At 50.8% G+C, this 24433-nt stretch carries 21 protein-coding genes and 3 pseudogenes; 14 read left to right on the top strand and 10 right to left on the bottom strand.

What is annotated here, in order from left to right; genetic code table 11:
- The first annotated feature begins 2 nt into the window (after positions 1-2).
- From CWS43_RS23420 to CWS43_RS23400, 5 genes and pseudogenes are all read left to right on the top strand, one after another.
- A complete protein-coding gene (locus tag CWS43_RS23420) occupies positions 3-1121 on the top strand; it encodes an NADH-dependent flavin oxidoreductase (RefSeq protein WP_101079529.1) in 1119 nt (372 codons plus the stop codon).
- A 532-nt stretch (positions 1122-1653) separates the two neighbouring features.
- Entirely contained in the window at positions 1654-2592 is a 939-nt protein-coding gene (locus CWS43_RS23415) for an Rpn family recombination-promoting nuclease/putative transposase (RefSeq protein WP_101079528.1), read from the top strand.
- Positions 2593-2694: 102 nt separating this feature from the next.
- Complete coding sequence (locus tag CWS43_RS23410; RefSeq protein ID WP_101079527.1) at positions 2695-3291, top strand: DUF2913 family protein; 597 nt, start codon at positions 2695-2697, stop codon at positions 3289-3291.
- 319 nt (positions 3292-3610) lie between these two features.
- A complete protein-coding gene (locus tag CWS43_RS23405; protein WP_101079526.1) occupies positions 3611-3907 on the top strand; it encodes a hypothetical protein in 297 nt (98 codons plus the stop codon).
- Positions 3880-4272 (top strand): annotated as a pseudogene (locus tag CWS43_RS23400) (transposase); the annotation flags it as partial. The gene CWS43_RS23405 and the pseudogene CWS43_RS23400, both read left to right, overlap by 28 nt.
- Positions 4273-4781: 509 nt before the next feature.
- Here the strand turns inward: CWS43_RS23400 and namA are convergent.
- From namA to CWS43_RS23375, 5 genes are all read right to left on the bottom strand, one after another.
- Entirely contained in the window at positions 4782-5861 is a 1080-nt protein-coding gene (gene namA / locus CWS43_RS23395; RefSeq protein ID WP_101079525.1) for an NADPH dehydrogenase NamA, read from the bottom strand.
- A gap of 213 nt (positions 5862-6074) precedes the next feature.
- A complete protein-coding gene (locus CWS43_RS23390) occupies positions 6075-7076 on the bottom strand; it encodes a zinc-binding alcohol dehydrogenase family protein (protein WP_101079524.1) in 1002 nt (333 codons plus the stop codon).
- A 397-nt stretch (positions 7077-7473) separates the two neighbouring features.
- Positions 7474-7881 (bottom strand): helix-turn-helix domain-containing protein, encoded by a 408-nt coding sequence (locus CWS43_RS23385; RefSeq protein ID WP_101079523.1) that lies wholly within the window; start codon positions 7879-7881, stop codon positions 7474-7476.
- 105 nt (positions 7882-7986) lie between these two features.
- A complete protein-coding gene (locus CWS43_RS23380) occupies positions 7987-8976 on the bottom strand; it encodes a zinc-dependent alcohol dehydrogenase family protein (protein ID WP_050321663.1) in 990 nt (329 codons plus the stop codon).
- Positions 8977-9390: 414 nt separating this feature from the next.
- On the bottom strand, positions 9391-10371 hold the full coding sequence (locus CWS43_RS23375) for a LysR family transcriptional regulator (protein ID WP_232777177.1): 981 nt from the start codon (positions 10369-10371) through the stop codon (positions 9391-9393).
- Between the two features lie 149 nt (positions 10372-10520).
- On the opposite strand from CWS43_RS23375, the gene CWS43_RS23370 reads away from it, so the two are divergent.
- The 4 genes from CWS43_RS23370 (at position 10521) to CWS43_RS23355 (ending at position 14713) form a co-directional block, all read left to right on the top strand.
- The gene (locus CWS43_RS23370) at positions 10521-11651 is read left to right on the top strand and encodes a metallophosphoesterase (protein WP_101079522.1); all 1131 of its coding nucleotides are present in this window, start codon (positions 10521-10523) and stop codon (positions 11649-11651) included.
- Between the two features lie 234 nt (positions 11652-11885).
- Complete coding sequence (locus CWS43_RS23365) at positions 11886-13088, top strand: MFS transporter (protein WP_101079521.1); 1203 nt, start codon at positions 11886-11888, stop codon at positions 13086-13088.
- Positions 13085-13924, top strand: a complete 840-nt coding sequence (locus tag CWS43_RS23360) for an SDR family oxidoreductase (protein ID WP_101079520.1) — start codon at positions 13085-13087, stop codon at positions 13922-13924. The genes CWS43_RS23365 and CWS43_RS23360 overlap by 4 nt, the downstream gene beginning before the upstream one ends.
- 81 nt (positions 13925-14005) lie before the next feature.
- A complete protein-coding gene (locus CWS43_RS23355) occupies positions 14006-14713 on the top strand; it encodes a dienelactone hydrolase family protein (protein WP_101079519.1) in 708 nt (235 codons plus the stop codon).
- Between the two features lie 168 nt (positions 14714-14881).
- On the opposite strand, the pseudogene CWS43_RS27840 reads toward CWS43_RS23355, so the two are convergent.
- Together CWS43_RS27840 and CWS43_RS23345 are read right to left on the bottom strand one after the other, a co-directional pair.
- A pseudogene (locus CWS43_RS27840) lies at positions 14882-15079 on the bottom strand (PQQ-dependent sugar dehydrogenase).
- 539 nt (positions 15080-15618) lie between these two features.
- Positions 15619-16416, bottom strand: a complete 798-nt coding sequence (locus CWS43_RS23345) for an SDR family oxidoreductase (RefSeq protein ID WP_232777175.1) — start codon at positions 16414-16416, stop codon at positions 15619-15621.
- A 299-nt stretch (positions 16417-16715) separates the two neighbouring features.
- On the opposite strand from CWS43_RS23345, the gene CWS43_RS23340 reads away from it, so the two are divergent.
- On the top strand, positions 16716-17459 hold the full coding sequence (locus CWS43_RS23340) for an SDR family oxidoreductase (protein ID WP_101079518.1): 744 nt from the start codon (positions 16716-16718) through the stop codon (positions 17457-17459).
- Positions 17460-17530: 71 nt separating this feature from the next.
- Positions 17531-17925: pseudogene (locus tag CWS43_RS23335) on the top strand (Tn3 family transposase); the annotation flags it as partial.
- 193 nt (positions 17926-18118) lie between these two features.
- Here the strand turns inward: CWS43_RS23335 and CWS43_RS23330 are convergent.
- Entirely contained in the window at positions 18119-18430 is a 312-nt protein-coding gene (locus tag CWS43_RS23330) for an Lrp/AsnC family transcriptional regulator (RefSeq protein ID WP_101079517.1), read from the bottom strand.
- A 344-nt stretch (positions 18431-18774) separates the two neighbouring features.
- Positions 18775-19524, bottom strand: a complete 750-nt coding sequence (locus CWS43_RS23320) for an IclR family transcriptional regulator (RefSeq protein WP_101079516.1) — start codon at positions 19522-19524, stop codon at positions 18775-18777.
- A 117-nt stretch (positions 19525-19641) separates the two neighbouring features.
- Here CWS43_RS23320 and CWS43_RS23315 point away from each other — a divergent pair, with 117 nt between their 5' ends.
- On the top strand, positions 19642-20790 hold the full coding sequence (locus CWS43_RS23315; RefSeq protein ID WP_101079515.1) for an MFS transporter: 1149 nt from the start codon (positions 19642-19644) through the stop codon (positions 20788-20790).
- A 14-nt stretch (positions 20791-20804) separates the two neighbouring features.
- Here CWS43_RS23315 and CWS43_RS23310 read toward each other — a convergent pair whose 3' ends face one another.
- The gene (locus CWS43_RS23310; RefSeq protein ID WP_095925560.1) at positions 20805-21185 is read right to left on the bottom strand and encodes a helix-turn-helix domain-containing protein; all 381 of its coding nucleotides are present in this window, start codon (positions 21183-21185) and stop codon (positions 20805-20807) included.
- 79 nt (positions 21186-21264) lie between these two features.
- On the opposite strand from CWS43_RS23310, the gene CWS43_RS23305 reads away from it, so the two are divergent.
- On the top strand, positions 21265-22272 hold the full coding sequence (locus tag CWS43_RS23305) for an NAD(P)-dependent alcohol dehydrogenase (protein WP_101079514.1): 1008 nt from the start codon (positions 21265-21267) through the stop codon (positions 22270-22272).
- Between the two features lie 134 nt (positions 22273-22406).
- A complete protein-coding gene (locus CWS43_RS23300; RefSeq protein ID WP_198555915.1) occupies positions 22407-24392 on the top strand; it encodes a CocE/NonD family hydrolase in 1986 nt (661 codons plus the stop codon).
- Positions 24393-24433 lie beyond the last annotated feature (41 nt).

Here is a 24433-nt window from a genome sequence, read left to right as displayed (position 1 = left end):
CCATGAAACAAACTCCACTACTTGAAAGATTTCCACTTGGAAAAGGTGTGACGCTGCGCAACCGTATTGTGATGGCCCCGATGACGACCTGGTCGGGTAATGATGACGGCACGGTATCTTATGAGGAAGAAGCATATTATCGTCGACGCGTTCAGGACATCGGGCTGGTCATTACTGGCTGTACACATGTTCAGGAAAACGGCATTGGGTTTACGGGTGAGTTTGCTGCGTATGACGACAAATTTATTCCCGGTTTAAAGCGCCTTGCTATTGCTGCTAAAAGCGGTGGAGCACCGGCAATCTTACAAATATTCCATGCAGGTGTGAAAACCAGCCCTGAACTAGTTTCGGATATTGTAGCTGCAAGCGCTATTCCCGGTGACGCCGGTCCTTTCGCACCGTCCGTTACCCCTCGTGAACTGACATGCACTGAAGTCGAAACTGTTATTCAGGATTTCGGGGAAGCAACTCGTCGTGCAATAGAAGCAGGATTTGATGGTGTTGAGTTACATGGTGCTCATGGTTTTTTACTTCAGAACTTTTTCTCACCTCATTCCAACCGTAGAGAAGATCAATGGGGCGGCTCCCTTAAAAACCGTATGCGTTTCCCGCTCAGCGTCATCGAGAGTGTGCGTAAAACGATTGCTGAGCATGCAACCGATCCCTTCCTGATGGGATACCGTATTTCACTGGATGAGCATTACGAAGATGGGTTGCGCATTGATGAGTCGCTTCAGCTGGTTGACAACCTGGTCGATGAGGGTATTGATTATCTTCATGTATCACTCGGTAATGCACTTGAAGCCAGACCAGTTGATGCACCGAATGGCTCCAAAGTCATCGAAATCGTGCGCGATCATCTTGCTGGACGTATTCCTCTGATTGTTGCCGGTCAGTTGCGAACACCAGAGCAGGCCGAGGATGCTGTAAAAGCAGGGGTATCTTTGACGGCAGTAGGTCAGGGTATGGTTATGAACCCAGACTGGGTTAAATTCGTTGATGGCAAAGCTGAAGGAAAAATTGCTCTCAGTATTGCTGCATCAGACGTAGAGCAACTTGCTATACCCCAGAAACTCTGGCGCGTAATTGAGGAAACGACTGGCTGGTTTAACATCCGTTAAATACGGCCTAACCGTAATATGACAATTAGAATCAACTTGCCTTCATAACCTGGAAAGTTCTTACATGGCCGGATTTCGGGATTAACTGGGTGACGGCCATGTAAATTTTATCTTATTCCTTTAAATCCTCTTCACACTAAAGGAACATTATTTCAGGCATACCATCCGCTTTTCGCTCAAAGCGGACCAGTAATCACATCAGCATGTCTGCTTCGTGCCAGAAGCAGACTTTAAGTTGTCCAAGAACAGCTCCCATATCTTGGCCTATTTATGTCGACCACTTCACTGAATCTGCGGCGGGTTGGAGAAAGTATAATTTAGAGAGAGGAGGATCCGACATAACTAACTGAGCGTTGTATCAACCCTGGGGGTAGGTCATAAGCTTAACTTTAGGTATTTCCCATAGCCATGTTTTCAATATGTACATCAACATATTGAAACCCAGAAATAGTTAGAAGGGAGGTTGAGGTAATTATCCTCTAATGGTTGCCTGTGATAGGATCACTTAAGGAAATTACAGGCAGGAGTGGCCATGAAGAAGAATACGCCCCCCACATTACATGACGCCGTGTTCAAGCAGTTCTTAACACATCCAGAAACGGCTCGGGACTTTTTGGACATTCATTTGCCGCCAGCCCTTCGCAAACTTTGTGATTTAAATACGTTGCAGCTGGCGTCGGGATCTTTCATCGAAGATGATCTGCGTCCGTACTATTCCGATGTGCTGTATTCCCTGAAAGCGGGAAATAGTGATGGCTATGTGTATTGCCTTATTGAACATCAAAGCACGCCAGATAAACACATGGCGTTTCGCCTGATGAGATATGCTATTGCGGCGATGCAACGTCATCTCGATGCAGGTCATAAAACGCTACCTTTGGTGATCCCCGTTCTCTTTTACCAGGGCAAAGTCAGCCCTTACCCGTATTCGATGCGCTGGCTGGATGAGTTTGAAATGCCAGACCACGCCCGGGCACTTTATGGTGAAAACTTCCCACTGGTGGATATCACAATCATCCCAGATGATGAAATCATGCAGCACCGTCGCATGGCCATCCTGGAGCTGCTTCAAAAGCATATTCGTCAGCGTGACCTGACTGAACTGCTAGATCAGCTGACCACGTTGCTGCTTGGTGGTAACACCACGCAGGAACAACTAATATCTGTGATAAACTATATGCTTCAGGCCGGTGAGTCCCGTGACCCGGCGACCCTGATTAATACGTTGGCATCACGTGTTCCACAACATGAGGAGACTCTTATGACCATTGCAGAAAAACTGAGAGAAGAAGGCCGTGAGAAAGGTCGTCTTGAAGGTCTGCAATTAGGTGAGCAGAAAGGGCGTGAAGAAGGCGAACGCGAAGCTGCTTTGAAAATTGCCCGCACGATGTTGGCCAGCGGTCTGGATCGCGCAATGGTCATGAAAATGACCGGTCTGACCGAAACTGAACTCGAGCAAATCCGCCACTAATACTCTCTGAGGTTGGGACTTACCCGACCTCTCTTTAATTTTATTCCCGCACTCATGGGCTGAGCTATTACGCCTCGCCGCATCTGACTACGAGATTGCCCTGTGACCTCCGCTTACGAAACCCGCCCCACATCCGAATTGTCCCACTTAGCCTGGTGTGCGCTTGTCGCTGTTCGCCTCGCGCAGCAGGAAGGTAAAGCGCAGTCCAAGCTGCAACAACACCTTTTTATCATGCAGTGGCTGACGACCGCACAGAAAAGGCGTCTGCTGCCCAAAAACGTCGCACAGGATATAGCCTGGTTGTTGGCTCAGGGCAAAAAATATGGCTTCTCTGCAAACCTGCTGAATAAAATTGATTATATCTACCGCTCCAGCGTGGGTGAACTCGCTACCCAGAGCGTACTTTTTCGCTTCACCTATTTTATTGAAACCCTTAAGACAATGGGATGGCTGGATTTTCTGGTTCCGCCTAAAGACTGGGAGAACGGCTGGAAGTGCTCTGAAACAGCCAGTGCAGTTTATACGCCAAAAGCCCAGCTTTACCCGTCATTTGATGACGCCGGCGCGCTGATAAAACCTTTGCCTATCCGCTTCACCGGTGATATCTCCGGAGTATATGCCTTGATGGAGCAATGCCATCTCAGCTTTCACCCGGAATCCGACTATGCCGGCTGTTCTGAGTTTTTTCTTCAGGGATAACCAGCGTTGCATATCCGTCATTTTGGATCCGCGGGAATAAGTATTCAGAATGAACATCCCTTGCGAATAGAGATCGGCAAGAAGGGCACAATGACTGTTACGAGCGATAGATAGTCATTCGCAGTTTGATAAAGGCATTACTTAAATCGTGGCGTACTAAACAACAGGGAGCAGGACAAGCTAATCGTAAATGCAGGTCGAACCGATTTCAAATACAGGTCACTACATTTATCCATACGGCAATTATTGGCAGAAATAAGTTGGCAAGGTCGATCTCGAAGGGGTGGACTGGAAAAAAAGCTGGTTGAGGTGGATTAAAATGGCTATGGAAGTTCACGGGTTTATTATTTCGTCTCCGTTCGTGTTCGTCTGCGATGGTAAGGTTTATCGCAGCCAATCGGGGAAAAACTGGACGGTCATATTTAGCCGTTACGGTACGCAAGCCTGGGGGAATGATACCTATGCTTCCCAGCGCGTTGACCGTGCTTGCCCGCCAAATCGTAACGAAGAAGTTCGTTTGGCTTTCCGTGGCGCAGTTATGCGCCACTTCAAGCTGAACTACACCCAAATTGAGGCATTCTTCCAGCGTCAGATCAACGAGGACAGCGCTTGCTGAGCATTCCCTGCGTCGGAACACTGACAGCGAGTACTATTTCAACTGAGATTGGCGACGGGAAACAGTACGCCAGCAGTCGTGACTTTGCGGCGGCAACAGGGCTGGTACCTCGACATTACAGCACGGGAGGTCGGACGACATTGCTGGGAATTAGTAAGCGAGGCAACAAAAAGATCCGAACTTTATTAGTTCAATGTGCCAGGGTATTCATACAAAAACTGGAACACCAGTCTGGCAAATTGGCCGATTGGGTCAGGGATCTACTGTGTAGGAAAAGCAACTTTGTCGTCACTTGTGCTCTGGCAAACAAGCTGGCCAGAATAGCCTGGGCCCTAACGGCACGACAGCAAACTTATGTAGCATAACGGCAAAAATACACTGGTTTAAAGAATCACTGATCTGGTTTTGCGAATACTGATATTGATGATACTAACGGCCCACCGGCCTGTTGAGGAACCTGTAAAACGGAAAGGCTCATTGAAGCCGTATATTTTCTGGAGGTTCATCAGGCGCGGAACTCATCGAGACGCGGGAATAAAATCCCATTCAGACGCCGGATAGATTCAAGCAAGCCAACTTATCGTCAAAATCGGTGTTGCAAAAACGGGAGTGACCATAGATTCCGTTTTCCATGCGGACCCCAAGTTAACATTCGGTTGAGCCCTGAAGTCCGGCTTGTGCTGGACGGTATCCGGTAGGGAAGGATCCTCAGGCTCACGGATAATCAAGGCACCGTGGCGGTCATGGGCCACGTCTTCTGCCAGCTGGAAACGTAACGCCGTAAAGCCTGGAATGCAGGGGGCTGTAACGGTAACTGACCTGAGGTACTTAAAAGGGCCGAACTGCGGCCCTTGCGCAAGCAAACAGGAAGAACTCAGCGCTGTACGGTGTCTGACATAGGCGCGGCGGGCAGCTTGGGCAGCGGACGCTGCCAGGCTGAACCATAGCGGGTGTACTGCGGCGGTACCGGGATTTCAGCGTGGAGATTATCAGCAGCGGTTCGTGGCCAGAATGGATCTTTCAGAAACTCTCGTCCAATAAGTACCATATCCGCCCGGCCGTTCTGAAGAATTTCTTCCGCCTGGCGGCCGGTTTCGATCAGGCCCACTGCCCCGGTTTTGATATCCAGACTGGTACGAAGCAGCTCTGCCGCCGGAACCTGATAGTTCGGGTAGGTCTTAACCGGAATCATAGCAATTCCGCCTGAAGAGCAGTCAATCAAATCAACATCCTGTTCCTTCATCCAGCGCCCGTAAGTGAGGAAATCTTCGGGAGTATTGCCGCCCTCTTTATAATCTGTGGAAGAGATACGCACAAACAGAGGGCCCTTCCATTCAGCACGTACTGCGTCAATGACTTCACGAACGATGCGGTAGCGATTTTCGTGGCTTCCGCCGTATTCGTCCATGCGTTTATTTGCCAGCGGAGAAAGGAATTCATTCAACAGATAACCGTGAGCAGTATGAACTTCGATGACGTCGAAGCCTGCCTGTTTAGCACGAACAGCTGCTGCTCCAAATGCACTAACCACTTCACGGATTTCTTCCACCGTCAGAGCTTCCGGCACCCGCGACTCTTCTGTAAAAGGGATCGACGATGGCGCGACAGCGCGAAGATGTTCATAACCTACCTGACGGCCAGCATGACCAATCTGTACGCCAGCTTTTGCACCCATTTTATGAATGACGTCGGTCAGTCGTGACAGCCCTTCCACGTGGGAATCTTTCCAGATACCGAGATCACCCGGCCCAATCTGGCCATTTTCCTGTACGGCACAGGTTTCAGGGAAAACCAGGGCGGCGCCACCCAGTGCACGAGATCCATAATGCACGAGATGAAAGTCGGTCACGTTTCCGTCTTCATCCGCAGAGTGCATACACATTGGTGACATGGCTATGCGATTTTTAAACTCGGTATTTTTAATAGTGATGGGTGTAAATAACAGAGGTGACATATATATATCCTGAATTCATGAATAGGTTAATATTAAAGCTTATTCATTTGATGGCAATACCGAAACAATAGCCTGTTAGTTTACTATTATTACGCAAGTTCACTAAAGGTAACCATAATTTAGCAATAGGCTGACCTGAGAAAAAACCGGTCAGCGAATGGCCTGACCGGAATGTTGATTTATTTTTACTGATAATATTCACCTCCACATACGTCAGATGCCGTCCAGCGCTACCTTACCAATCATTGAGGAGCTGGCAACGTGCTGATGGGCTTTACGGAGCGTTTCGGCCGAGAGTTTCCCCATATGCGTCGTCAGAGTGGTCTTCAGGACGCCCGCATCGACCAGAGAAGCCACTTCGTCCAGAATCTGATGCTGAACTATCATGTCTTTCGTCGCGTAAAGAGGTCGTGTAAATACCATTTCCCATGTCACCGCCACGCTTTTGGGCTTAAGCGGACCAATGTCAAAAGCGCCATCATCGATTAAGGAAAGATGGCCCTGTGGGGCAATAATCTCTGCGATTTCCTCAATCTGGCGAAGCGTACCGCGTAGTCCGGCAACATATTGCACTTCATCGATCCCGAGCGAGCGGATCTGCTGTGCAAGAGGTTCGTGGTGATTAATGACGTGATGGGCGCCCATGTCTCTGACCCACGCGGTGGATGCGGTTCTGGATGCGGTTGCTATGATGGTGAGTCCGGTCAGGCGGCGGGCCAGCTGTATGAGGATGGAACCTACACCCCCTGCTCCGTTAATCACCAGAAGCGTGCCTGGTTGGGATTTCAGACCACACGGCAGCCGCAGACGGTCGAACAGGAGTTCCCATGCTGTCAAACTGGTCAGCGGCAGTGCTGCGGCTTCCGCAAAGGACAGGGTTGACGGTTTTTTACCTGTAATACGCTCATCTACCAGCTGATATTCGGCATTAGAGCCCTGTCGCGTATGCAGGCCGCAGTAATACACTTCATCGCCAGGCTTAAACAGCGTCACGTCGGCTCCAACGGCTTCCACAATACCAGCGCCGTCGTATCCGAGGACTTTCATTTCGCCAGGCTCCGGAGTGACGCTGGCCCTGATTTTATAATCTACAGGATTAACCGAGACCGCTTTTACAGATATAAGAAGGTCGCGGGGACCGGGTACAGGCTTTTCAATGCTAAATTCACGAAGGACATCGGCATTTCCTGCCAGGGTATAACCAATTGCTTTCATATCTTTCCTTTAACTGGATGCTATTAGTCGCAACCACACAGCCTCAGTCAGGCTGTGCTGATGCTGCGCCTGTGAATCTCATAAATATAGGCGGTCTCTTATCATTAAAATGATAATTTAAGTAAAATTCATTCAACGTGCAGTTAAAGATGAATTTATTGTCAAAAATGAATAAGCTGAAAGAGTCGCATGTACTGTTCTGATACTAGATATTGCTTATAAACTAGGAATACGGGAAAAAATTAACTTAAGTATACTTTAGGTAACGTACCGGGTGTTCAGCAAGAAATTATTGTTAAGCAAAAATATCAGCGTAACTCAGGGATAGAGCGAAAGATATTATATGCAGTATTAAACAAAAATAAGGCCGGGCCACATTTCAGCCTGGCCGAATGAATTAAGTTTCGGAAGACGAACGTTCAGTGTCTGCCATTAATTCCGTAAAGTCTTCGTCTTCGGCAGTCCGCATACCTCGCCGCTCGAGCCATTCCCGCCCCCATACGCTTAATCCCATTATCAGTTCATAAAGCGTTTTACCCTCCTCGGTAAGAGCATATTCCACGCGAGGCGGGACAACGGGAAAAACGGTACGGCTGATAAGGCCATCTTCCTCAAGCTCACGCAGTTGCTTGGTGAGCAGCCGCTGATTGACCCCTTTCAGCGTTCTGAAAAGCTCGCTGAAGCGCATCGTACCGTCCTTAAAAAGATGATAAAGGATAACTCCTTTCCACTTTCCGCCAAGGATGTGCAGAGCGGCTTCCATCGAACAGCCAGGCGCTCCGTCATAGTTTCTGAGCTTTTTCATAAAAAAATTCCTCATAATGCTTAGAGTACGAACTCAGAAAATACCTTCCGCCTGTACAGGCAGAAGGGCGGATACCAGGCCTGACATAACCACCTTAAATCGGCGTTACAGAGTAACGATTATCTTGCCAGTCTGGCCGTTCAGCTCCATATAATCGTGAGCGGCAGCAATGTCATCAAGAGTAAAACGTTTGTCGATCAGAGGCTTGAGCTGGCCCGATCGCAGTCCCTCGGATACAAAAGCTTTCGCGCGTGCAAGCTTCTCATCATCCATTGTAATTTCAAAGAGCTCATAGCCTCTCAGGGTAAGATGCTTGCTCAGTACGTCCATCACCGGCGCATTAATGTCTCGGGGATCCAATGCCCCATACTGGAAGTATGCACCTCCGGACGCCATTGAACGGAACAGGCTGGCCGCCTCTGGGCCACCGACAGGATCAAAAACGATGTGGATCCCTTCCCCACCAGAGGCGCGATGAAGCTCCGCAACGATATCCTGTTCTGCTGTGGCAACCACATCTGCGGCTCCTGCGCTCTTTAGTATGTCCTTTTTTTCAGATGTGCGCGTCAGTGCGATGGGGCGGGCACCGACCATATTCGCGATCTGAATGGCCGCGAGGCCAACGCTGCTGGAAGCTGCCCGGATAGCCACGTTCTGATCAGCTTTGAGGTTACCGTATTCAATAAGTGCACCATAGGCCGTTACGTACATCATCCAGCTTGCGGCGGCTTCCTCCAGCGAAAGATTGTCAGGGTGTCTGACCACTGCACGGGCGGGCATGTTAATCATTTCACCATAGGTGCCATATTCGGTAAACATGAATGAAGGGATGACGCTGACGCTGTCACCCACCTGAAATTCGGAAACATTGATTCCCGTGGCTTCAACAATCCCAGCTGCTTCGTATCCCAGACGCGAAGGGAAGGTAGGTTCAATGACATATTCCCCTCTGCGATACATGATTTCAGCACGGTTTAGTCCAATCGCATGCACGCGGATCTGGACTTCATCAGGTTCAGGCGCAGAGACCATCACATCACTGATCTCCAGCACTTCTGATTCGCCGGTTTGCTTGAACGTTACTAGTTTTGACATCTTCCCAACCTCATTCATGTGCCCGTGTGTAAACGACAGGTTGCTTGTATAAAACGTTAAGACATTAAAATAGCATTACTACAAAAATGTTTTATACAGCTAAAAAAAGCCCATAGTTACCTAAAGGTAACTATGGGACAAAATTTCACCTGCAGGACGAGGAGGGCTACAATGTCAGTTCTTACTTCGTTCAGACACATGCAGGAGTAGTTTGAATGGTATGATATCCGCGATATATAGGGTGAATTCAAAGACAGCTCAGGTTCAGCAATTCTCAACCCGCATCTATTACCGTAAAAGCTAAGGCTCAATTGCGTTTTAGGTCTTAACCTCGCCGTGATGAGGTGGTTTTTGCCTAATACTAATATAACGATACAGACTTTATAATTTTCCCGCCCTTGCCGGGCGGTCTTTTTATCCTGTCCGCTTTCCCGAGGGTAAATCTTCAGCAGCCCTCTTTTCCAGCGCAATCTCTTCACGCAGGACATCAATAAGTTCTCTCAGACCTTGGGGAATACGCCGGTGTCCGGGATAATAGAGATACATGGCAGGTTCTATAGGGGCCCAGTCAGGCAGAACGATACGTAAACTTCCGTTGCGAAGATTTTCGGATACTCTGTCTTCAAGGCAGTAAAAAATGCCCACGCCAGCAAGAGCCAGTTCCACTCCCATGGTGGTTTCGTTGACGCATACCTGCCCCTTCACATCAATTGCGTAATGCTGTTCGCCTTTTTCAAACTCCCAGCTGTAGATTGTTCCCTGACCGGTTCTGATTTGGATACAGGCATGACTGCGCAGATCGTCAGGCATAACCGGCTGTGGACGTCTGTAAAGATAGCGGGGTGACGCCACCGCAACCCATTTGAGGTCAGAGCCGAGACGCACGGCAACAAGGTCTTCCGGAACCGTTCCGCCGAAACGAATCCCAGCATCGAAGCCTTCTGAAACAATATCAACCATTTTGTCATCTACACAGATTTCAATCTCAACCTCAGGATACTGGCTCAGAAATTTGGGGAGATGGCGCGCCATAACCAGTCGTGCGCCATCGCACAGAACGTTAAGCCTCAGGCGTCCCAGCGGACGATCGCGCATCCGGTTAATTTCGTCCAGCGCATCACCTATTTCACGAAAGCCAATATCCAGCCTCAGGGCAAGGCTGGAACCCGCTTCGGTCGGGGCCACCGTCCGGCTCGTGCGGTTCAGCAAGCGGACCCCGAGGCGGGCTTCTAAATTTCGCACTGCGTGGCTGAGCGCTGAAGTAGTTATACCGAGCTCAACGGCGGCTTTAGTGAAGCTGCGCAACCGTTCCACGACGCGAAAGGCATTTAAATCAGCAAGATCGCTGCGTGTAAGGCGGGATGTGGGTCTGGCGGGCATGATCTGATTACTCATGTGTGAGCTAAATTCAATTCTCCGGTGAGGAGCACTAAACTCTGGCGGGTTATTGTGATGTTAAGTTTAGGTAGATTCACAAATAAGATGCAAGCACTCCTGCCTTTTTAAGGTAAGCAGGGTTCCAATTTCTGTACGGAGAGTTAGAAATGTTTCATGTATGGACGCTGCTGCCAGCAGTGTATGTATGCCTGCGCTTTATCAGGCTGCTGGGATTCAGCAAAAAAATTAAGTTTCTGCTTGGAATGATTGTCGTGGCCGGATGCGAGTTCCACTTAATCAGCCGTCTGGTCTTTGGCACCATGTTTTCGCCCGAACTGCCACAGCCGGTAATGCTCCTTCTGGGATGGATGTTTGGCTGCACGATCTTTCTTGCGCTTATGCTGCTGCTCCAGGACATGTATTTTGTGTTCTGCAGCGTTTTTTTTCGTCGCGCAGTTACAGGCAGATCGGGCTTCAGATTGTTAATGCTGGCGGCCGCAGCGCTACTTTCCGCCGTTGGTGCGTATAACGCGGTAAAAGTTCCCGCCGTGCATCGCTCAGAGCTGACGCTTGAGAAGCTGCCGCGTGAGTTTGATGGCTTTACCCTCGTCCAGTTGACCGACCTTCATGCAAGCCGCCTCCTGACCCGATCATGGATGCAGAGCGTGATGGATAAGACAAATGCGCTTCATCCCGATCTGATCGTCGTCACCGGGGACATGGCGGATGGCACGGTTGCAGACCGCCGGGCGGATGTTTCACCCCTGGCTTCCCTAGAGGCGCCGTACGGGGTGTATGCCATTACCGGCAATCATGAGTATTACTTTAACGCTGATGCGTGGGTGAAAGAGTACACCCGCCTCGGCCTGCACTTTCTCAGCAACAGCCATGTCCGCCTGACGAAAAGTAATGCCACCATTGTACTGGCTGGCGTGACTGATGACGTGGCCCCCGAGTACGGTGATGCGGGACCTGACCTGGTGAACGCACTGAGCGGGGTGTCGGCAAAAGAGGCGGTGATCCTTCTCGACCACCGCCCGGGTAATGCGGCGGGAAGTGCCATTGCTGGCGTGAGCCTGCAGCTTTCAGGTCACACCCACGGGGGCATGATCCGCGGGCTGGATATAGCGGCAGGTCCCGCTAACAACGGCTTTGTTTCCGGGCTTTATCAGGTGGGTGATATGGCGCTTTACGTCAGTAACGGAGCCGGACTGTGGAACGGTTTTCCGCTGCGGCTGGGAAAACCGTCTGAAATAACCTTCATCACCTTACGAGCGCAGCAATCAATCAGGCTTTAGTTGATTTTAATTCAATAACACACCGGATTTTCTTCAACAGTTCGCGTCTATTTTTGGTTTATAGTTTATTTCGTTTCAACTATGCCACTGCATTGTCTCCCTGTCAGACCGGGCAGGGAGATAACATCAGCCATTCTGGCTGAGGACTGCTGCTCCTGCGGGCAGCAATTTATTTTTACGGTTTCAGGATACCTGCAGTGAACAATTATTCTGATTTATGGAGATGCTCAGGTTATGACTGAACAAACTGACGGTGGGGTACAGGGGCGGGTGAATGCCCCTTCCGGCCTGCTTCCTGCCATGCTTGCTCTGGGGGCCGGCGGCCTGTGTATCGGCACCGGTGAGTTTGCGCCGATGAGCCTGCTTCCGGATCTGGCTAAAGGAACCGCTGTTTCAGTACCCGCAGCAGGCGGCTATATCAGCGCCTACGCAGCAGGCGTGGTGATTGGCGCCCCGGCTATTGCCGTGCTGGCAGCGCGATGGCCGCGCAAGGCGCTGCTGATGGCGCTGCTGCTGATTGCCCTTACCGGTTACGCTTTCAGCGCCGCCGCCTGGAGTTATCCGTCCATGCTAGCCGCCCGCTTTATTGCCGGATTGCCTCACGGAGCCTGGTACGGTGTGGCTGCGCTGGTTGCCGCCTCGATGGTACCCACAGGACAGAAGGCGCGCTATATCGGGTATGTCATGCTCGGACTTGCTGTGGCCAACGTTGCCGGTGTCCCACTGGTAACCTGGGCCGGGCAATCGCTGGGATGGCGTACGTCGTTTGCGGCGGTAGCGGCGGGACTGATACTGACCGGTATTATGGTATCGCTCTTTGTCCCGGCAGTGCCGGCTGACAAGAAAGCCTCTCCGTTAAAAGAGCTCAGCGCACTGCGCAGCCCGCAGGTACTGATGACCTTTGCCGTCGCGTCCGTGAGCTTTGCCGGCATGTTCGCCGTTTACAGCTTCATTACGCCGGCGCTGACGGAGGTGAGCGGATTCAGGCTGTCCACGGTACCGTGGATTCTGGTGCTCTGGGGCGTGGGCATGGTCACGGGGAATATTATTGGCGGCCGGCTGGCCGACAGGGCACTTATACCGGCTATTTACGGCATGCTGCTCTGGAATCTGATCATGCTTGCTCTTTTTGCCTTGGTGTCAGAATGGAAAATGCCGGCGCTGATTGCGCTATTTTTACTGGGAAATGGGTTTTCGCTGGTACCGGCACTGCAGTCACACATGATGAATATTGCCGGTGACGCACAGACGCTTGCTTCATCACTCACGCACAGCGCGTTCAATATTTCTAATGCGCTGGGTGCGGCCTTTGGCGGTCTTGCCATCGCGGCTGGCGGATCCTGGATTTCAACGGGCTGGGTCGGCGTTGCCTTTGCCGTCATAGCCCTTGTCCTGATGTACCTCTCAGTTCACATCACAAGAAGGAGTCAGACATGACGGAATCAGTCATTAAATCCGACCGCGTCGCGGTCATTACCGGCGCAGCAAAAGGGATTGGTGCCGCAGCGGCACGTCGTTTTGCCCAGGAAGGTATGCACCTGAGCCTGTTCGACCGTGACGGCGATGCGCTCAAGGCCTTTGCAAAGACGCTGAACGCTGAATGCCGCCTGGTCACGGGAGACGTCACGAACGAGCAGGATTTGATACGCCTGCGGGATACGACCCTTGATGCCTTCGGAGAAGTGGCGCTGCTGATGAACAATGCAGGCATTAAGCACGGGGGCGGTCCGTGGGATGCTCCCGCCGACTGGCGTCTTCAGCTTGAATCCAATCTGCTCTCAGTGGTCACCCTGCAGCACCTTTTTGTTCCGGTCATGCTGGGCATGAACAAAACGGCGGCCATTGTGAACCTGGGCTCAAAGGAAGGGATCACCACGCCGCCAGGTAATGCGGCTTACAGCGCAGCAAAAGCCGGTATTAAAGTGCTTACCGAGCAGCTGGCCCATGAGCTGCGGACCCGCGCAGGTGACAGGGTCACGGCTCATTTACTGGTTCCGGGCTTTACCTGGACCGACATGAACTTTCCGGGCATGCAGACGGATAAGGATGAAAAGCCGGCAGAAGCGTGGACGGCAGATCAGGTCATTGAACATTTTATTGAGCACTATGAGAAAGGCGATTTTTACATTATCTGTCCGGATAACGCCGTCAGTCCTGAAATGGATGCAAAGCGTATTGCATGGGCCAGTCAGGATATCCTTGAGAACCGACCGGCGCTGTCCCGCTGGCACCCGGAATGGAAAGATGCATTCAGCCAGTGGATGAGTAAATAATCTCTGACAGCGTACAACACCGGGCTCATGCCCGGTTTTTTGCCGGTCATAGTTGTTCGGACCAGGCAATAAGGATGAAGAATGAATATTACGCAAAAAGAGATCAGCTATTACTGCGGCGAAACACGGCTGTGTGGCGTGCTCGTTCATGACGCCGATGGCCAGTGCCCGCGCCCGGGTGTCGTTCTTGCGCCCAACATGATGGGTATCACAACGTCAAATATCGGACAGGCCATAAGGGTGGCAAAAGAGGGGTATGTTGTGCTGGTTGCCGATTTGTATGGCTTCCAGCCAGTTTCCGCTGAGCAGGCTTCGGCTGCAATGAACGCGCTCAAGGATACGGATGAAGAGCGTAAGAGGATGAAAGCTGCGCTTCAGGCCCTGGCCGCCGATCCTCTGACGGATTCGCTCAGGCTGGGAGCAATCGGCTTTTGTTACGGCGGTCACTGCGTGCTGGAGCTTGCCCGAAGCGGAGCTCCGTTGCGGGCTACTGTCTGTATCCACGGAACGCTCAATACTCAACGTCCGGCCGCCAGCGGGGACATTAAAGGACAGATTCTGGTCCTCAACGGGGCAGACGATCCTTTTGTCTCTCCTGAACAGATGGCGCAGTTCAGTCACGAAATGGCCTCTGCGTGTGCAGGCTTTCAGCTGGTCAACTACGCCGGCGCGGTACATTCCTTTACCTATCCGCAGGCAGACGTTCCGGGAAGAATGGAATATAACGAGACGGTCAGTAATCATGCCTTCCGAACGGCATTCAACGTGATGGATGAAGCCTTTTTATAATCACTGTCCGGAGACGTTTACCGCTCCGGACAGCATCAGGCCAGAACGATTTTCTTCCCTTTCGCTCTCAGCTCGTTAAGCATCTCTTCCGGCGCACTGGTGTCGGTGATAGCTGTTTAATATTTTCAAGCGTACGGTCGTTGTCCGACAGCCGGGCGCGTACGACCATCAGGGCATTACCCGTTTTCCGGTATCCTGTAAACGACAGTAGATCCGACGGTTACTGGCAAAATCGGGATCGGTCACAACGTCAAGCAGTCCTGCATCGCCCATATACAGAACCGGCGGTACACCTGAAACCGGTGGCTATATTTTACCTTCCTGCGTAATTATCCGTAACGATCCACTTTTCTCCGTAACCAGCATGCGTCCGTCCGGCATAAAGGCCAGCGCCCAGGGGTGCGATAAACCCGCCGCAATAACCCGCTCACTGACGGGGACGCTGGTACGTAAGACGCGCGCCCGGGCTGTCCGTTAAAAGCCGGTCTCTGATCAGGATTAACCCTTTTATCCTGCTCAAGTACCTTATTTTCAGCTGGCATAGTTCGTGGCGCAGGTCGCTTTGCGGTTGGTGAACTGGCCGGTAAGCCTGCATAAACCGGTAAACCGTCAGGTTGTCCAAAAGGTTCGCGGCTGGCTTTCTCCGACAAAATGCGGATGTCCATTGCAGGAGCCTCCTCAAATTTAAGCGGTTCCGGAGGCTGAGGGGCAGCGTGTACAAATGATGAGACAGAGACTGACAGCAGGGTGACAGACAACATGGGAAAAACATGACGCAGCATGAGAGTCCTCGCAGGTGGCTGAGTGGGATGTATAAATGATCGTCAGAAAGGGTTTTGCTTCGTCCGACCCGCAGATCGGACGTATAAGAGTGCCTGAAGAAGGTGATTCAGCAGGGCGGGACTTTATTTTTTGCTGGCTGAACCCGGCTCAGAAATAATGCGGTGACGCTGTGCTTTCTGTGACTCGCTCTGGAGACGATTAAGCACGTCTCCCTCATGCTCCGCTTCATCATTGCCGTAAACATATTCGTGACCGCTCATCAGAGCATACCAGGCGCGCTCAGCCACTTCGTGCGGCTTAGTCGTCTGCGAGGCACCTACGCTGGTATCGGACTGGCCGGCATTTTTGAAGAAATTGGTTTCGGTAGCGCCGGGCATCAGCAGGGTCATATTCAGGCCGTTGCCTTTCAGCTCATTGCGGATCGCCCAGAAGAAAGAGTTTACAAAGGCTTTGGAAGCGCCATAAACGGCTTCAAATGGAATAGGTGCCGTACCCGAGACAGAGGATGTCATCAGAACATGCCCCCCGCCGCGCTTAACCATGTCTGGCAGAAAAATTTTAGACACGTGTACGTAGGAGTCCACATTCAGCCGGATGAGCTGCAGCTCCTTTTCAAGCTCAGTACCTCCGATAAAACGTCCTCCCAGACCCTGACCCGCATTGATAACCAGTGCATCGATGCTGTGACCGGCGTCATCGATCTTCTTCTTGAGTGACTCAACCTGCTCATAACTGCTCAGATCGGCCGAAAGTGCATGTACGCTGCCACCGAACTGACGGAGCTCGTCACAAGCTTTATTCAGTTTCTCTTCATTCCTTGCAACGGCGATAATGTCATAGTCATTTTTAGCAAAGATTTTTGCCAGTTCAAAACCAATCCCGTTTGAAGCCCCGGTAATAAATGCCAGTTTCTTACTCATTATTTTCTCCTCGTTTTCAATAAAGCCCAGTAAGCATGGCATCAAAAATAAGTTTTTGTTCAGTATAGGACGGGAAGTATAAAAAATCTGACAATATATGTTTTTTTGTATTAAATATCATTAAGTTAGATAAGGATGAGTCAATTTCAATGCAATGTTGAATTAAATGAAATGTTAATATCATTTATTTGTCTAATCTTAATTCGTTATCTTCATTCTGTTTTCATCCATATGAAAAAAACGGATATACGCATTTATTTTCCAGCGTTTATTAAACTCAAGCCCAGGAGTGTTTTAATATGTCGTTAAGTAAAGATACTGTCACAGTTATTACCGGAGCATCTTCGGGTATTGGTGCAGCAACCGCCCGCAGGATTGCGCAGTCAGGTACCCGTATCATCCTGGCTGCCCGCAGCGAAGATAAACTAAAAAAAATATCTGATGAGATTAATGCAGAGGGCGGTAATGCAGAATATCGGGTAACTGATGTAACGGATACAGACGATGTTCGTCAGTTTATCAGCAGCGTTAAAGAAAAATACGGGCGAGTCGATCATCTTATTAATAATGCCGGCCTGATGTTATTTTCTGACTGGGCAGACACAGCCGTAGATGACTGGAAAAAGATGATAGATACCAATATTCATGGTTATCTTAATGCTATCGCCGCCACACTGCCGGTATTCCTTGAACAAAAGCGCGGACATATTCTGAACATGAGCTCTGTCGCAGGACTGCATACCGGGGCTTCCAGTGGTGTATACAGCGCAACAAAGTTTTTCATTCGCGGTGTAACCGAAAGCCTGAGAAAAGAAGTTGGAGTGAGTAATGGCATTCAGGTTTCCATGATCAGTCCCGGCGTAATCGACACCGGCTGGGCCGATAAGGTTAATGACAGTAAAGGTAAAGATGCCGCTAAAAAACTTAATGAAATCGCCATTACCCCTGAACAGGTTGCCGATGCTGTCGCCTATGCGCTCGATAAACCAGAAGATCTCACTATCAACGATATAGTCATACATCCGACGCGTCAGGACTGGTGACCATTTATTTAATCAGAGCCGAAATTTTCACAAGGAAGATTGAAGAGACTATCTGCATAGGATGATTATAGTTGTTACTGACCACCATTCTTGCCGATGGGATCAACCTTGGGCTGACAAAGATGGCCGAATCCTGTCCGGGAACGACAAAATCGTCACTCGAGGGCATTCAGGCCTGGTACATCAGGGATGAAACCTATTCAGCCGCGCTGGCCGAGGTGGTTAATGCGCAGAAAAAGCGGCCTCTGGCGGCATTCTGGGGCGATGGAACAACGTCATCGTCTGACGGACAGAACTTTCGGGTGGGAGTCACGGGCGTTATGCGGGTCAGGTCAATCTGAAATAGGGTCAGGAGCCAGGCGTGCAAATTTATACACATATTTCGGACCAGTACAGCCCGTTTTACACCAAAGTCATCAGCCGTGTTCGGGATTCAACACACGTACTTGATGGTCTGCTGTATCATTAAACCGGTCTGGAAATTACAGAGCATTATAGGGATTAAGGCCTCACTTGTGCGGTGCCTTACAACAGAAAGAGATGAAGGATATGATCTGTAAGCAGATGGAAGGTGGTGAAAAAGCATTCCGTTCACGTTATGGGGTCCGCTTGGAATTCGGAAATTATCCTACGTTTAGAGTTTTGGGCTTAAACCCCCGTCAGGCTTTGTGCGTGGAAAGCAGAATGCTGGTTTCCGTGCTGTAAATCCCCTCGATGCGCCTGACGCGACCCAGTATCCGGTCAAAGTTTTCCAGCGAGTCTGAGCGAAGCTCAACCAGCAAATTCCATTTACCGTTGGTCGTGTGCAGCGTGTAAACGGCGGGATCCCCGCGCAGCTGCTGGAGTATGGCCTTTGCCTTTGTTCCTTCTACCGCAACGTTCATCCAGGCCCTGATTTTGTTTTGCTCAACGCCCGGCTTCACCTTTACGGTATAACCCGTTATGACTCCCTCACTTTCCAGCGCTTCCATGCGTTTCTGAATTACCGATCCACTACACTCGATGATCAGGGATGGCTACAGCTTAAATCTCTTATTAGCGAAAAGTACCTCTCTGTCATTAGCTGAATCGCCACAGGTTTAACAGACACCTCAGAGTCATTTAAGGTGGCTTGTCAATAAATCATGCTCCTGAAACATACCCACTCTTTATTAAAAAATCATGTTTAAACAGTGGGTTAATTCGGGAAAAATATTAAATCTTTCGCTTCTGGCTGCAGTGCGACAGCCAGCTTCATAACTTTCAACATACCACTCCGTTAGCCTGGCGGCTATGTGTCAGAAGCGGACGTTACTGACACTCTTATATAAAATAATCAGCCTGAAATCATAGCTTCAATTTCCGCTTTGCATTTCATCAAAGATACGATGAGAAACTCCTTTTTTTCCTCAAACCGCAGGGACGGCACGGCAACGGAGACAGCATACAATTCGCTCAGGGAAGACTGTATATGAACGCTGAGGCCGCATACACCCTGCGCATGTTCTTGATAATCTAACGCATGTCCCGCCTTTCGCACTTTGACGACTTCAGCAAGAATATCTTCCACGCTGCTTAATGATTTTTGCGTCCTGATTTCAGGCGTATGGCTATAAAACGATACTATCTGCTCGTCTTCCAGACGGGCAAGCAGCGCTTTTCCTGGAGCAGTACAGTGGCCAGGGAAAGCTGTTCCAACTGGTGAAATGACACGCAGCTCCTGATCGGAAGCATACTGACTGATGAGCAGCGCATGGGCACCACGCATAACGCTGAGATCGACGGTTTCCCGCGTCCGGCGTCCCAGCATTTCCATAGGCGTACGCGCCAGAGCAACCACATCCGTATGCGCTGAAGCCGCAAGTCTTGTCAGCGCAGTACCCAGCCGGATAAAACCTGCCGTACTCAGTAAAAGTTCTTCAGCCTCCAGTGAACTGACCAGCCGGTGTACCGTCGTACGCGGCATTCCGGTATAACGCGACAAAGCGGCGATCGTCAGCCCACGAGGATGTTCTTCCAGCGTCCGCAGCAGCAGAGCTGCCCGAACGATAACACTTGTACCTGAATCAGCAGATTTGGCCGGCATGGAGACTCCTTACTTTCAACTTACATTTTGCGCATTGACATCATCGGATAGAAGCCAGAATACTATATCCGAATTGCGGACGATATCGTCCGAATAACGGTCATTATGGAGCAATTTATGTTAAAGATAAATAAAATTGGGGGGGTTACGCTTCTGGCCGTGGCCTGCCTGACAATTATGGTGGGATGCGTAATCGTGCCGGGACTGACCAGTATTTCTGATGCGCTGAACGTGAAAGGTGCAGAGAGCTGGCTTGTTACCTTACCGTCTCTGGGAGTGGTGCTGCTTGGACCACTTGCCGGTAGATTCATCGAGCGGGCGGGGCTTTACAGGGCACTGTGCCTCGGGCTTTTCCTGTACGGCTTGTTAGGTTCAGCCGGTGCATTTCTTTCCGGTTACATTACAGTCTTTGCCGATCGCTTCCTGCTGGGAGGGGCGACGGCGCTGATCATGACTGCAGGAACGGGTCTGATTTCAGTATTTTATAATGGGCCAGAACGTATGAAGATGATTGCGCGGCAGGGTATGTCGATTGAGCTGGGCGGCGTCATATTCCTGTTTATCGGTGGGTTACTTGCCGCTGCAGGGTGGCGCTGGCCGTTCGCGCTCTATTTATTTGCCTGGCTGATGCTGCTGATGGTACTGATGTTTGTTCCGCGACCTGACAACAGAGCGGAGTCTGAACAGATTAAAACGGATGTCAGCCACGGTGCCACTTCACCAGCCGTTCTGATGACCTGGGCAGCCGCGCTGATGTCCATGATTGTCTTCTTTACCGCCATTGTTGTCTTACCCCTGCACCTGCACAAAATGGGAAACACCGAGTCTCAGACGGGATATTTTCTCTCATTTGTTTCTCTGGTTGCCGTCTGTGGGGCCTGGCTGATGCCCAAGCTGGTAAGCCGTTACAGTGATTTTTCAACCTTATCCATTGCTTTCGGCTTTTACGCGCTTGCTCATCTGATCTTTGCTTTTGCGACTTCCATGCCTTTCCTTATCCCCGGGGGAATCGCACTGGGACTGGGATTCGGTTTTTCCGTTCCCCTGGTAAATCACCTTATTGTCGAACTCAGCAGTAACGCTGTGCGCGGAAGAAATCTGGCACGGCTATCAATGGCTATCTTTCTTGGGCAGTTTTTGTCCGCGTTCATGGCTTATCTTCCGGGTACCACTTCAACCGTATTTTTATCCGCTGCGGTAATCGGTGCGTTATTTTCAGTGTTTATAAAATTTCGCGCGCCGGCCAGAGTCGCACCCTATACATAACTCACCGTCCGGCTTCATGTGCCGTCAATGTGGTTACTGATCCAGTCGGTCAGCCTTTCAATATGTGCCGCAGCCTCCCGTCCCGGAGCGGTGAGCGCATATTCAGTATGAGGCGGTAAAACGGGATAAACCTTTCTGTGGACCAGAGACGCGCTTTCGAGTTCCTGCAGCGTTTTTATCAACATCCTGTCGGTAATTCCGCCCATTTTACGTTTCAGCTCCCCAAAACGATGAGTACCATCCATGAGAGTTATCAGCGTCAGGGTTCCCCACCGGCTTGTCAGGTGACTGAGCAGCCTTCTGGAAGGACACGTCGCATCAAATGTTTCTCCGTTGCGTAACCGGGTCGCCAGCACATTTTTTTTTACATCAGCAGATTCAGAGAATACAGACATTTTTGTAGGTACTTATCCTGAACGTTAAAGAAGGCTAAAGTCATAGTTTACTCTATCGGATACGGGGAAAACCTTCACGATGAAAGCTGTACTCCTTGGCAATGAAGCGGGCGTAGATAATATCGCCTTTACAGACGTTACCGATCCGGGCCAGCCAGGCAAAGGTGAAATACGCGTCCGCATTCATAATGTCTCGCTTAACTTTCACGATTACAACGTCGCTGCGGGTATCCTGCCCGCGCAGGCGGGCCGTATCCTGATGTCTGACGGCGCTGGAACCATCGAAAGCGTCGGAGAAGGCGTCACAGATTTTCAACCCGGGGATGCGGTGGTATCAACATTTTTTCCGGATTGGGACAAAGGAGAGTGCCCACTCGCCGGTTTCAGCCGAACGCCCGGAGACGGCATTGATGGCTATGCCACGGAATACGTTGTCCGTCCCGCCCGTTTCTTCACGCATTCCCCCGCAGGATGGACGCATGCCGAGGCGTCAACGCTCCCTACCGCAGCACTGACGGCCTGGCGGGCTTTGATTACCGAAGGCAATCTGCGCCCGGGGGAAGATGTTCTTATTCTGGGCACCGGGGGCGTATCCGTTTTTGCCCTGCAGCTGGCAAAAATGACCGGAGCCCGGGTCTGGGGCACGTCTTCCTCTGAAGAAAAAATGGCCTGGCTGCGTGATCAGGGTGTTGCCGGTGTAGTTAATTACCGTAAAGAGCCGCATTGGGGTAAAAAAATCTTCGAGCTCACCGGTGGACGGGGGGTTGATCATGTCATTGAAATTGGCGGCCCCGGCACGCTGGCTCAGTCAATTGCCGCAGCGCGCATAGGCGGCCAGATTACGCTTATTGGCGTATTTACCGGCATTGCCGGAGAAGTCCCTACGGCGGCAATAATGGGCAAGCAGCTAACCGTCCGGGGCATCACCGTTGGAAGTCGTGAACATCAGAAAGAGATGATCCGCGCTTTTGAAGCCTCTGATGTACGTCCCGTTATTGATAAAGTTTTGCCGCTCGGGGAGCTGCAGGACGCATTCCGGCATCAGCTTGCCGGTAAGCACACGGGTAAAATTGTCATAGAGATTTAACAAGTCAGGCCAGCGGAAGCTGGCTTTTTTTTTGCACAAAATGCGGTCTCGTCGTGTTCCGGCACCAAGCAGATTGACTTGTAGACAATGCGCTTTAAAATTAAATCATCAACTGATGATTTACGGGGAGTGTGATGAATAAAATGAAACCAGCTGGCCTGGAAGTTTCACGACGCTCGCTACTGGCGGGTGCAGTGGGAATGGCCGTGACACATATGATGTTGCCGCGACTGGCATTTGCTCAGAGCGGCAGTACAAACGGGAATCGTATCGTGCAAAATACAAAAATTTATGGCGACAGCGCTTATCCTGTCTGGTATCGGCGTCCGCTGCCTCTTAATGCTCCCCGCGCTCGCTATCCCGGTTTTGCTCCGGGCACGACTCTGCTCAAAAAAGGGACCGTCCGGCGTGAAGGGGCAAAACCACTGCCCTGCGACATCATCTTTGAGCAGGACGTGGCTCTTAAAATGCGTGATGGAACAACCATTTATACGGATGTTTTTCGGCCGGTAGCGGAAGGAAAATACCCGGCTCTGGTAGCATGGAGTCCCTATGGAAAAGAGATAGGCGGTCAGTGGCTGGATGATATACACGAGCGCTCCGGCGTGCCGCTGGAGTGGGTCTCAGAACTTCAGAAGTTTGAAGGCCCCGATCCGGCCTTCTGGGTCAATGAAGGTTACGTTATTCTGAATCCAGATCCACGTGGGGCTTATAAATCTGAAGGTGATATCTCTTACTGGGGGCGGCAGCTGGCTGAAGACGGTTATGATTTTATTGAATGGGCCGCGCAGCAGTCATGGTCAAGTGGAAAAGTGGGTATGGCGGGGAACTCCTGGCTTGCCGTCTCGCAGTGGTTTATTGCAGCCGAGCAGCCTCCCCATCTCACGGCTATCGCGCCCTGGGAAGGGTTTGTCGATCATTTCAGAGAAACGGGCAATCGCGGAGGAATACCTGCGCCGGCATTTCCTGAAGTCATACTGAAATCTTTCGCCGGCGAGAACCTTGTCGAAGATCAGCCTCGGATGATTATGGAAAAACAGCTGATGGATGGCTACTGGGAAGACAAAATGGCAAAGCTTGAGCATATCAGCATCCCGGCGTACGTTGTCGCAAGCTATACCAATCACGCTCATACCCACGGATCGTTTGCCGGTTACCGTCAGATAGCTTCAGAAGAAAAATGGCTGCGGGTTAATAACACAAACGAATGGCTGGATTTTTATACGCCCGCCTATTCGCAGGAACTTCTGGCGTTTTTTGACCATTATCTCAAGGGCCAAAAAAACGGCTGGGAAAACACCCCTCGCGTGCGTATCTGCGTTCTGGATGATGGCGGTACAGATATTGTTGACCGGACTGAAGACAGCTGGCCACTGCCCCATACTCAGCTGAAAAAAATGTTTATTACTTCCGGCGCGCAGCTCAGCCCTCTGGGTCAGAACATACCGGCGTCTCTGTCCTATGACGTTTCCGGTGAAGGAAAAACGGAGCTTCACTTTACCTTCACGCAGGATACAGAGCTCACAGGCTACATGAAACTGAAGCTCTGGGTGGAAGCCCAGGGGGCTGATGATATGGAGCTTGAGATTGGCGTTGAGAAACGAAGTAAAGACGGAAAACCGTTTGAACGCCTGCTGGGAGAAGGCGTGAAAGGACCGGTGGTCGCATCAGGTCTACTGAGGGTTTCCCAGCGTGCGCTTGATCCCACGCTGTCAACTGAAACAGAGCCGTTCCACACGCACATTCGTGAAGAGAAGCTGCACGCTGGGGAGATTGTACCTGTGGAAATAGGTATCTGGCCGATGAGCATGCTTTATCATGCAGGTGAAAAACTGGTGCTGACCATTGCCGCACACCGCCCAATACCCACAAGTATTGACATGGGGTTTGGCTCTGCCGTCATTGAACTGCCAGCTTCCGGAGGAACCTTTATGCCAGGTGAGAAAATTAAACGTATTTCCCTCGGCGGTCCGGCGTCAACGCTTCTGCCATTTGTCAGTGAACAGCAGGTAGCTACCCCGGTGAGCCGGAATGCAGGCCGGCATATCATTCATTTTGGTGGAAAATATGACAGTTATCTTCAGATCCCGGTTGTGAGTAAAATGGGCATGGTATTTTGATCAGTAAAAAGCACCGGTCCGGTCCGGTGCTTATCAAAAAT

The sequence above is a fragment of the Rahnella sp. AA genome (assembly GCF_002834385.1).
Taxonomy (GTDB): domain Bacteria; phylum Pseudomonadota; class Gammaproteobacteria; order Enterobacterales; family Enterobacteriaceae; genus Rahnella.
Note: the sequence above shows the minus strand (reverse complement) of the source record. Positions and strands in the feature narration are given on the sequence as shown.

Excerpts from the sequence above, each read along its gene's own strand:
- CWS43_RS23370 (WP_101079522.1), top strand. The coding sequence starts at position 10,521 with ATGTTTCATGTATGGACGCTGCTGCCAGCAGTGTATGTATGCCTGCGC.
- CWS43_RS23315 (WP_101079515.1), top strand. The coding sequence starts at position 19,642 with ATGTTAAAGATAAATAAAATTGGGGGGGTTACGCTTCTGGCCGTGGCC.
- CWS43_RS23355 (WP_101079519.1), top strand. The coding sequence starts at position 14,006 with ATGAATATTACGCAAAAAGAGATCAGCTATTACTGCGGCGAAACACGG.
- CWS43_RS23320 (WP_101079516.1), bottom strand. The coding sequence starts at position 19,524 with ATGCCGGCCAAATCTGCTGATTCAGGTACAAGTGTTATCGTTCGGGCA.
- CWS43_RS23415 (WP_101079528.1), top strand. The coding sequence starts at position 1,654 with ATGAAGAAGAATACGCCCCCCACATTACATGACGCCGTGTTCAAGCAG.
- CWS43_RS23375 (WP_232777177.1), bottom strand. The coding sequence starts at position 10,371 with ATGAGTAATCAGATCATGCCCGCCAGACCCACATCCCGCCTTACACGC.
- CWS43_RS23385 (WP_101079523.1), bottom strand. The coding sequence starts at position 7,881 with ATGAAAAAGCTCAGAAACTATGACGGAGCGCCTGGCTGTTCGATGGAA.
- CWS43_RS23365 (WP_101079521.1), top strand. The coding sequence starts at position 11,886 with ATGACTGAACAAACTGACGGTGGGGTACAGGGGCGGGTGAATGCCCCT.
- CWS43_RS23390 (WP_101079524.1), bottom strand. The coding sequence starts at position 7,076 with ATGAAAGCAATTGGTTATACCCTGGCAGGAAATGCCGATGTCCTTCGT.
- CWS43_RS23380 (WP_050321663.1), bottom strand. The coding sequence starts at position 8,976 with ATGTCAAAACTAGTAACGTTCAAGCAAACCGGCGAATCAGAAGTGCTG.
- CWS43_RS23405 (WP_101079526.1), top strand. The coding sequence starts at position 3,611 with ATGGCTATGGAAGTTCACGGGTTTATTATTTCGTCTCCGTTCGTGTTC.
- CWS43_RS23345 (WP_232777175.1), bottom strand. The coding sequence starts at position 16,416 with ATGAGTAAGAAACTGGCATTTATTACCGGGGCTTCAAACGGGATTGGT.
- CWS43_RS23305 (WP_101079514.1), top strand. The coding sequence starts at position 21,265 with ATGAAAGCTGTACTCCTTGGCAATGAAGCGGGCGTAGATAATATCGCC.
- CWS43_RS23300 (WP_198555915.1), top strand. The coding sequence starts at position 22,407 with ATGAATAAAATGAAACCAGCTGGCCTGGAAGTTTCACGACGCTCGCTA.
- CWS43_RS23340 (WP_101079518.1), top strand. The coding sequence starts at position 16,716 with ATGTCGTTAAGTAAAGATACTGTCACAGTTATTACCGGAGCATCTTCG.
- namA (WP_101079525.1), bottom strand. The coding sequence starts at position 5,861 with ATGTCACCTCTGTTATTTACACCCATCACTATTAAAAATACCGAGTTT.
- CWS43_RS23420 (WP_101079529.1), top strand. The coding sequence starts at position 3 with ATGAAACAAACTCCACTACTTGAAAGATTTCCACTTGGAAAAGGTGTG.
- CWS43_RS23330 (WP_101079517.1), bottom strand. The coding sequence starts at position 18,430 with ATGGAAGCGCTGGAAAGTGAGGGAGTCATAACGGGTTATACCGTAAAG.
- CWS43_RS23310 (WP_095925560.1), bottom strand. The coding sequence starts at position 21,185 with ATGTCTGTATTCTCTGAATCTGCTGATGTAAAAAAAAATGTGCTGGCG.
- CWS43_RS23360 (WP_101079520.1), top strand. The coding sequence starts at position 13,085 with ATGACGGAATCAGTCATTAAATCCGACCGCGTCGCGGTCATTACCGGC.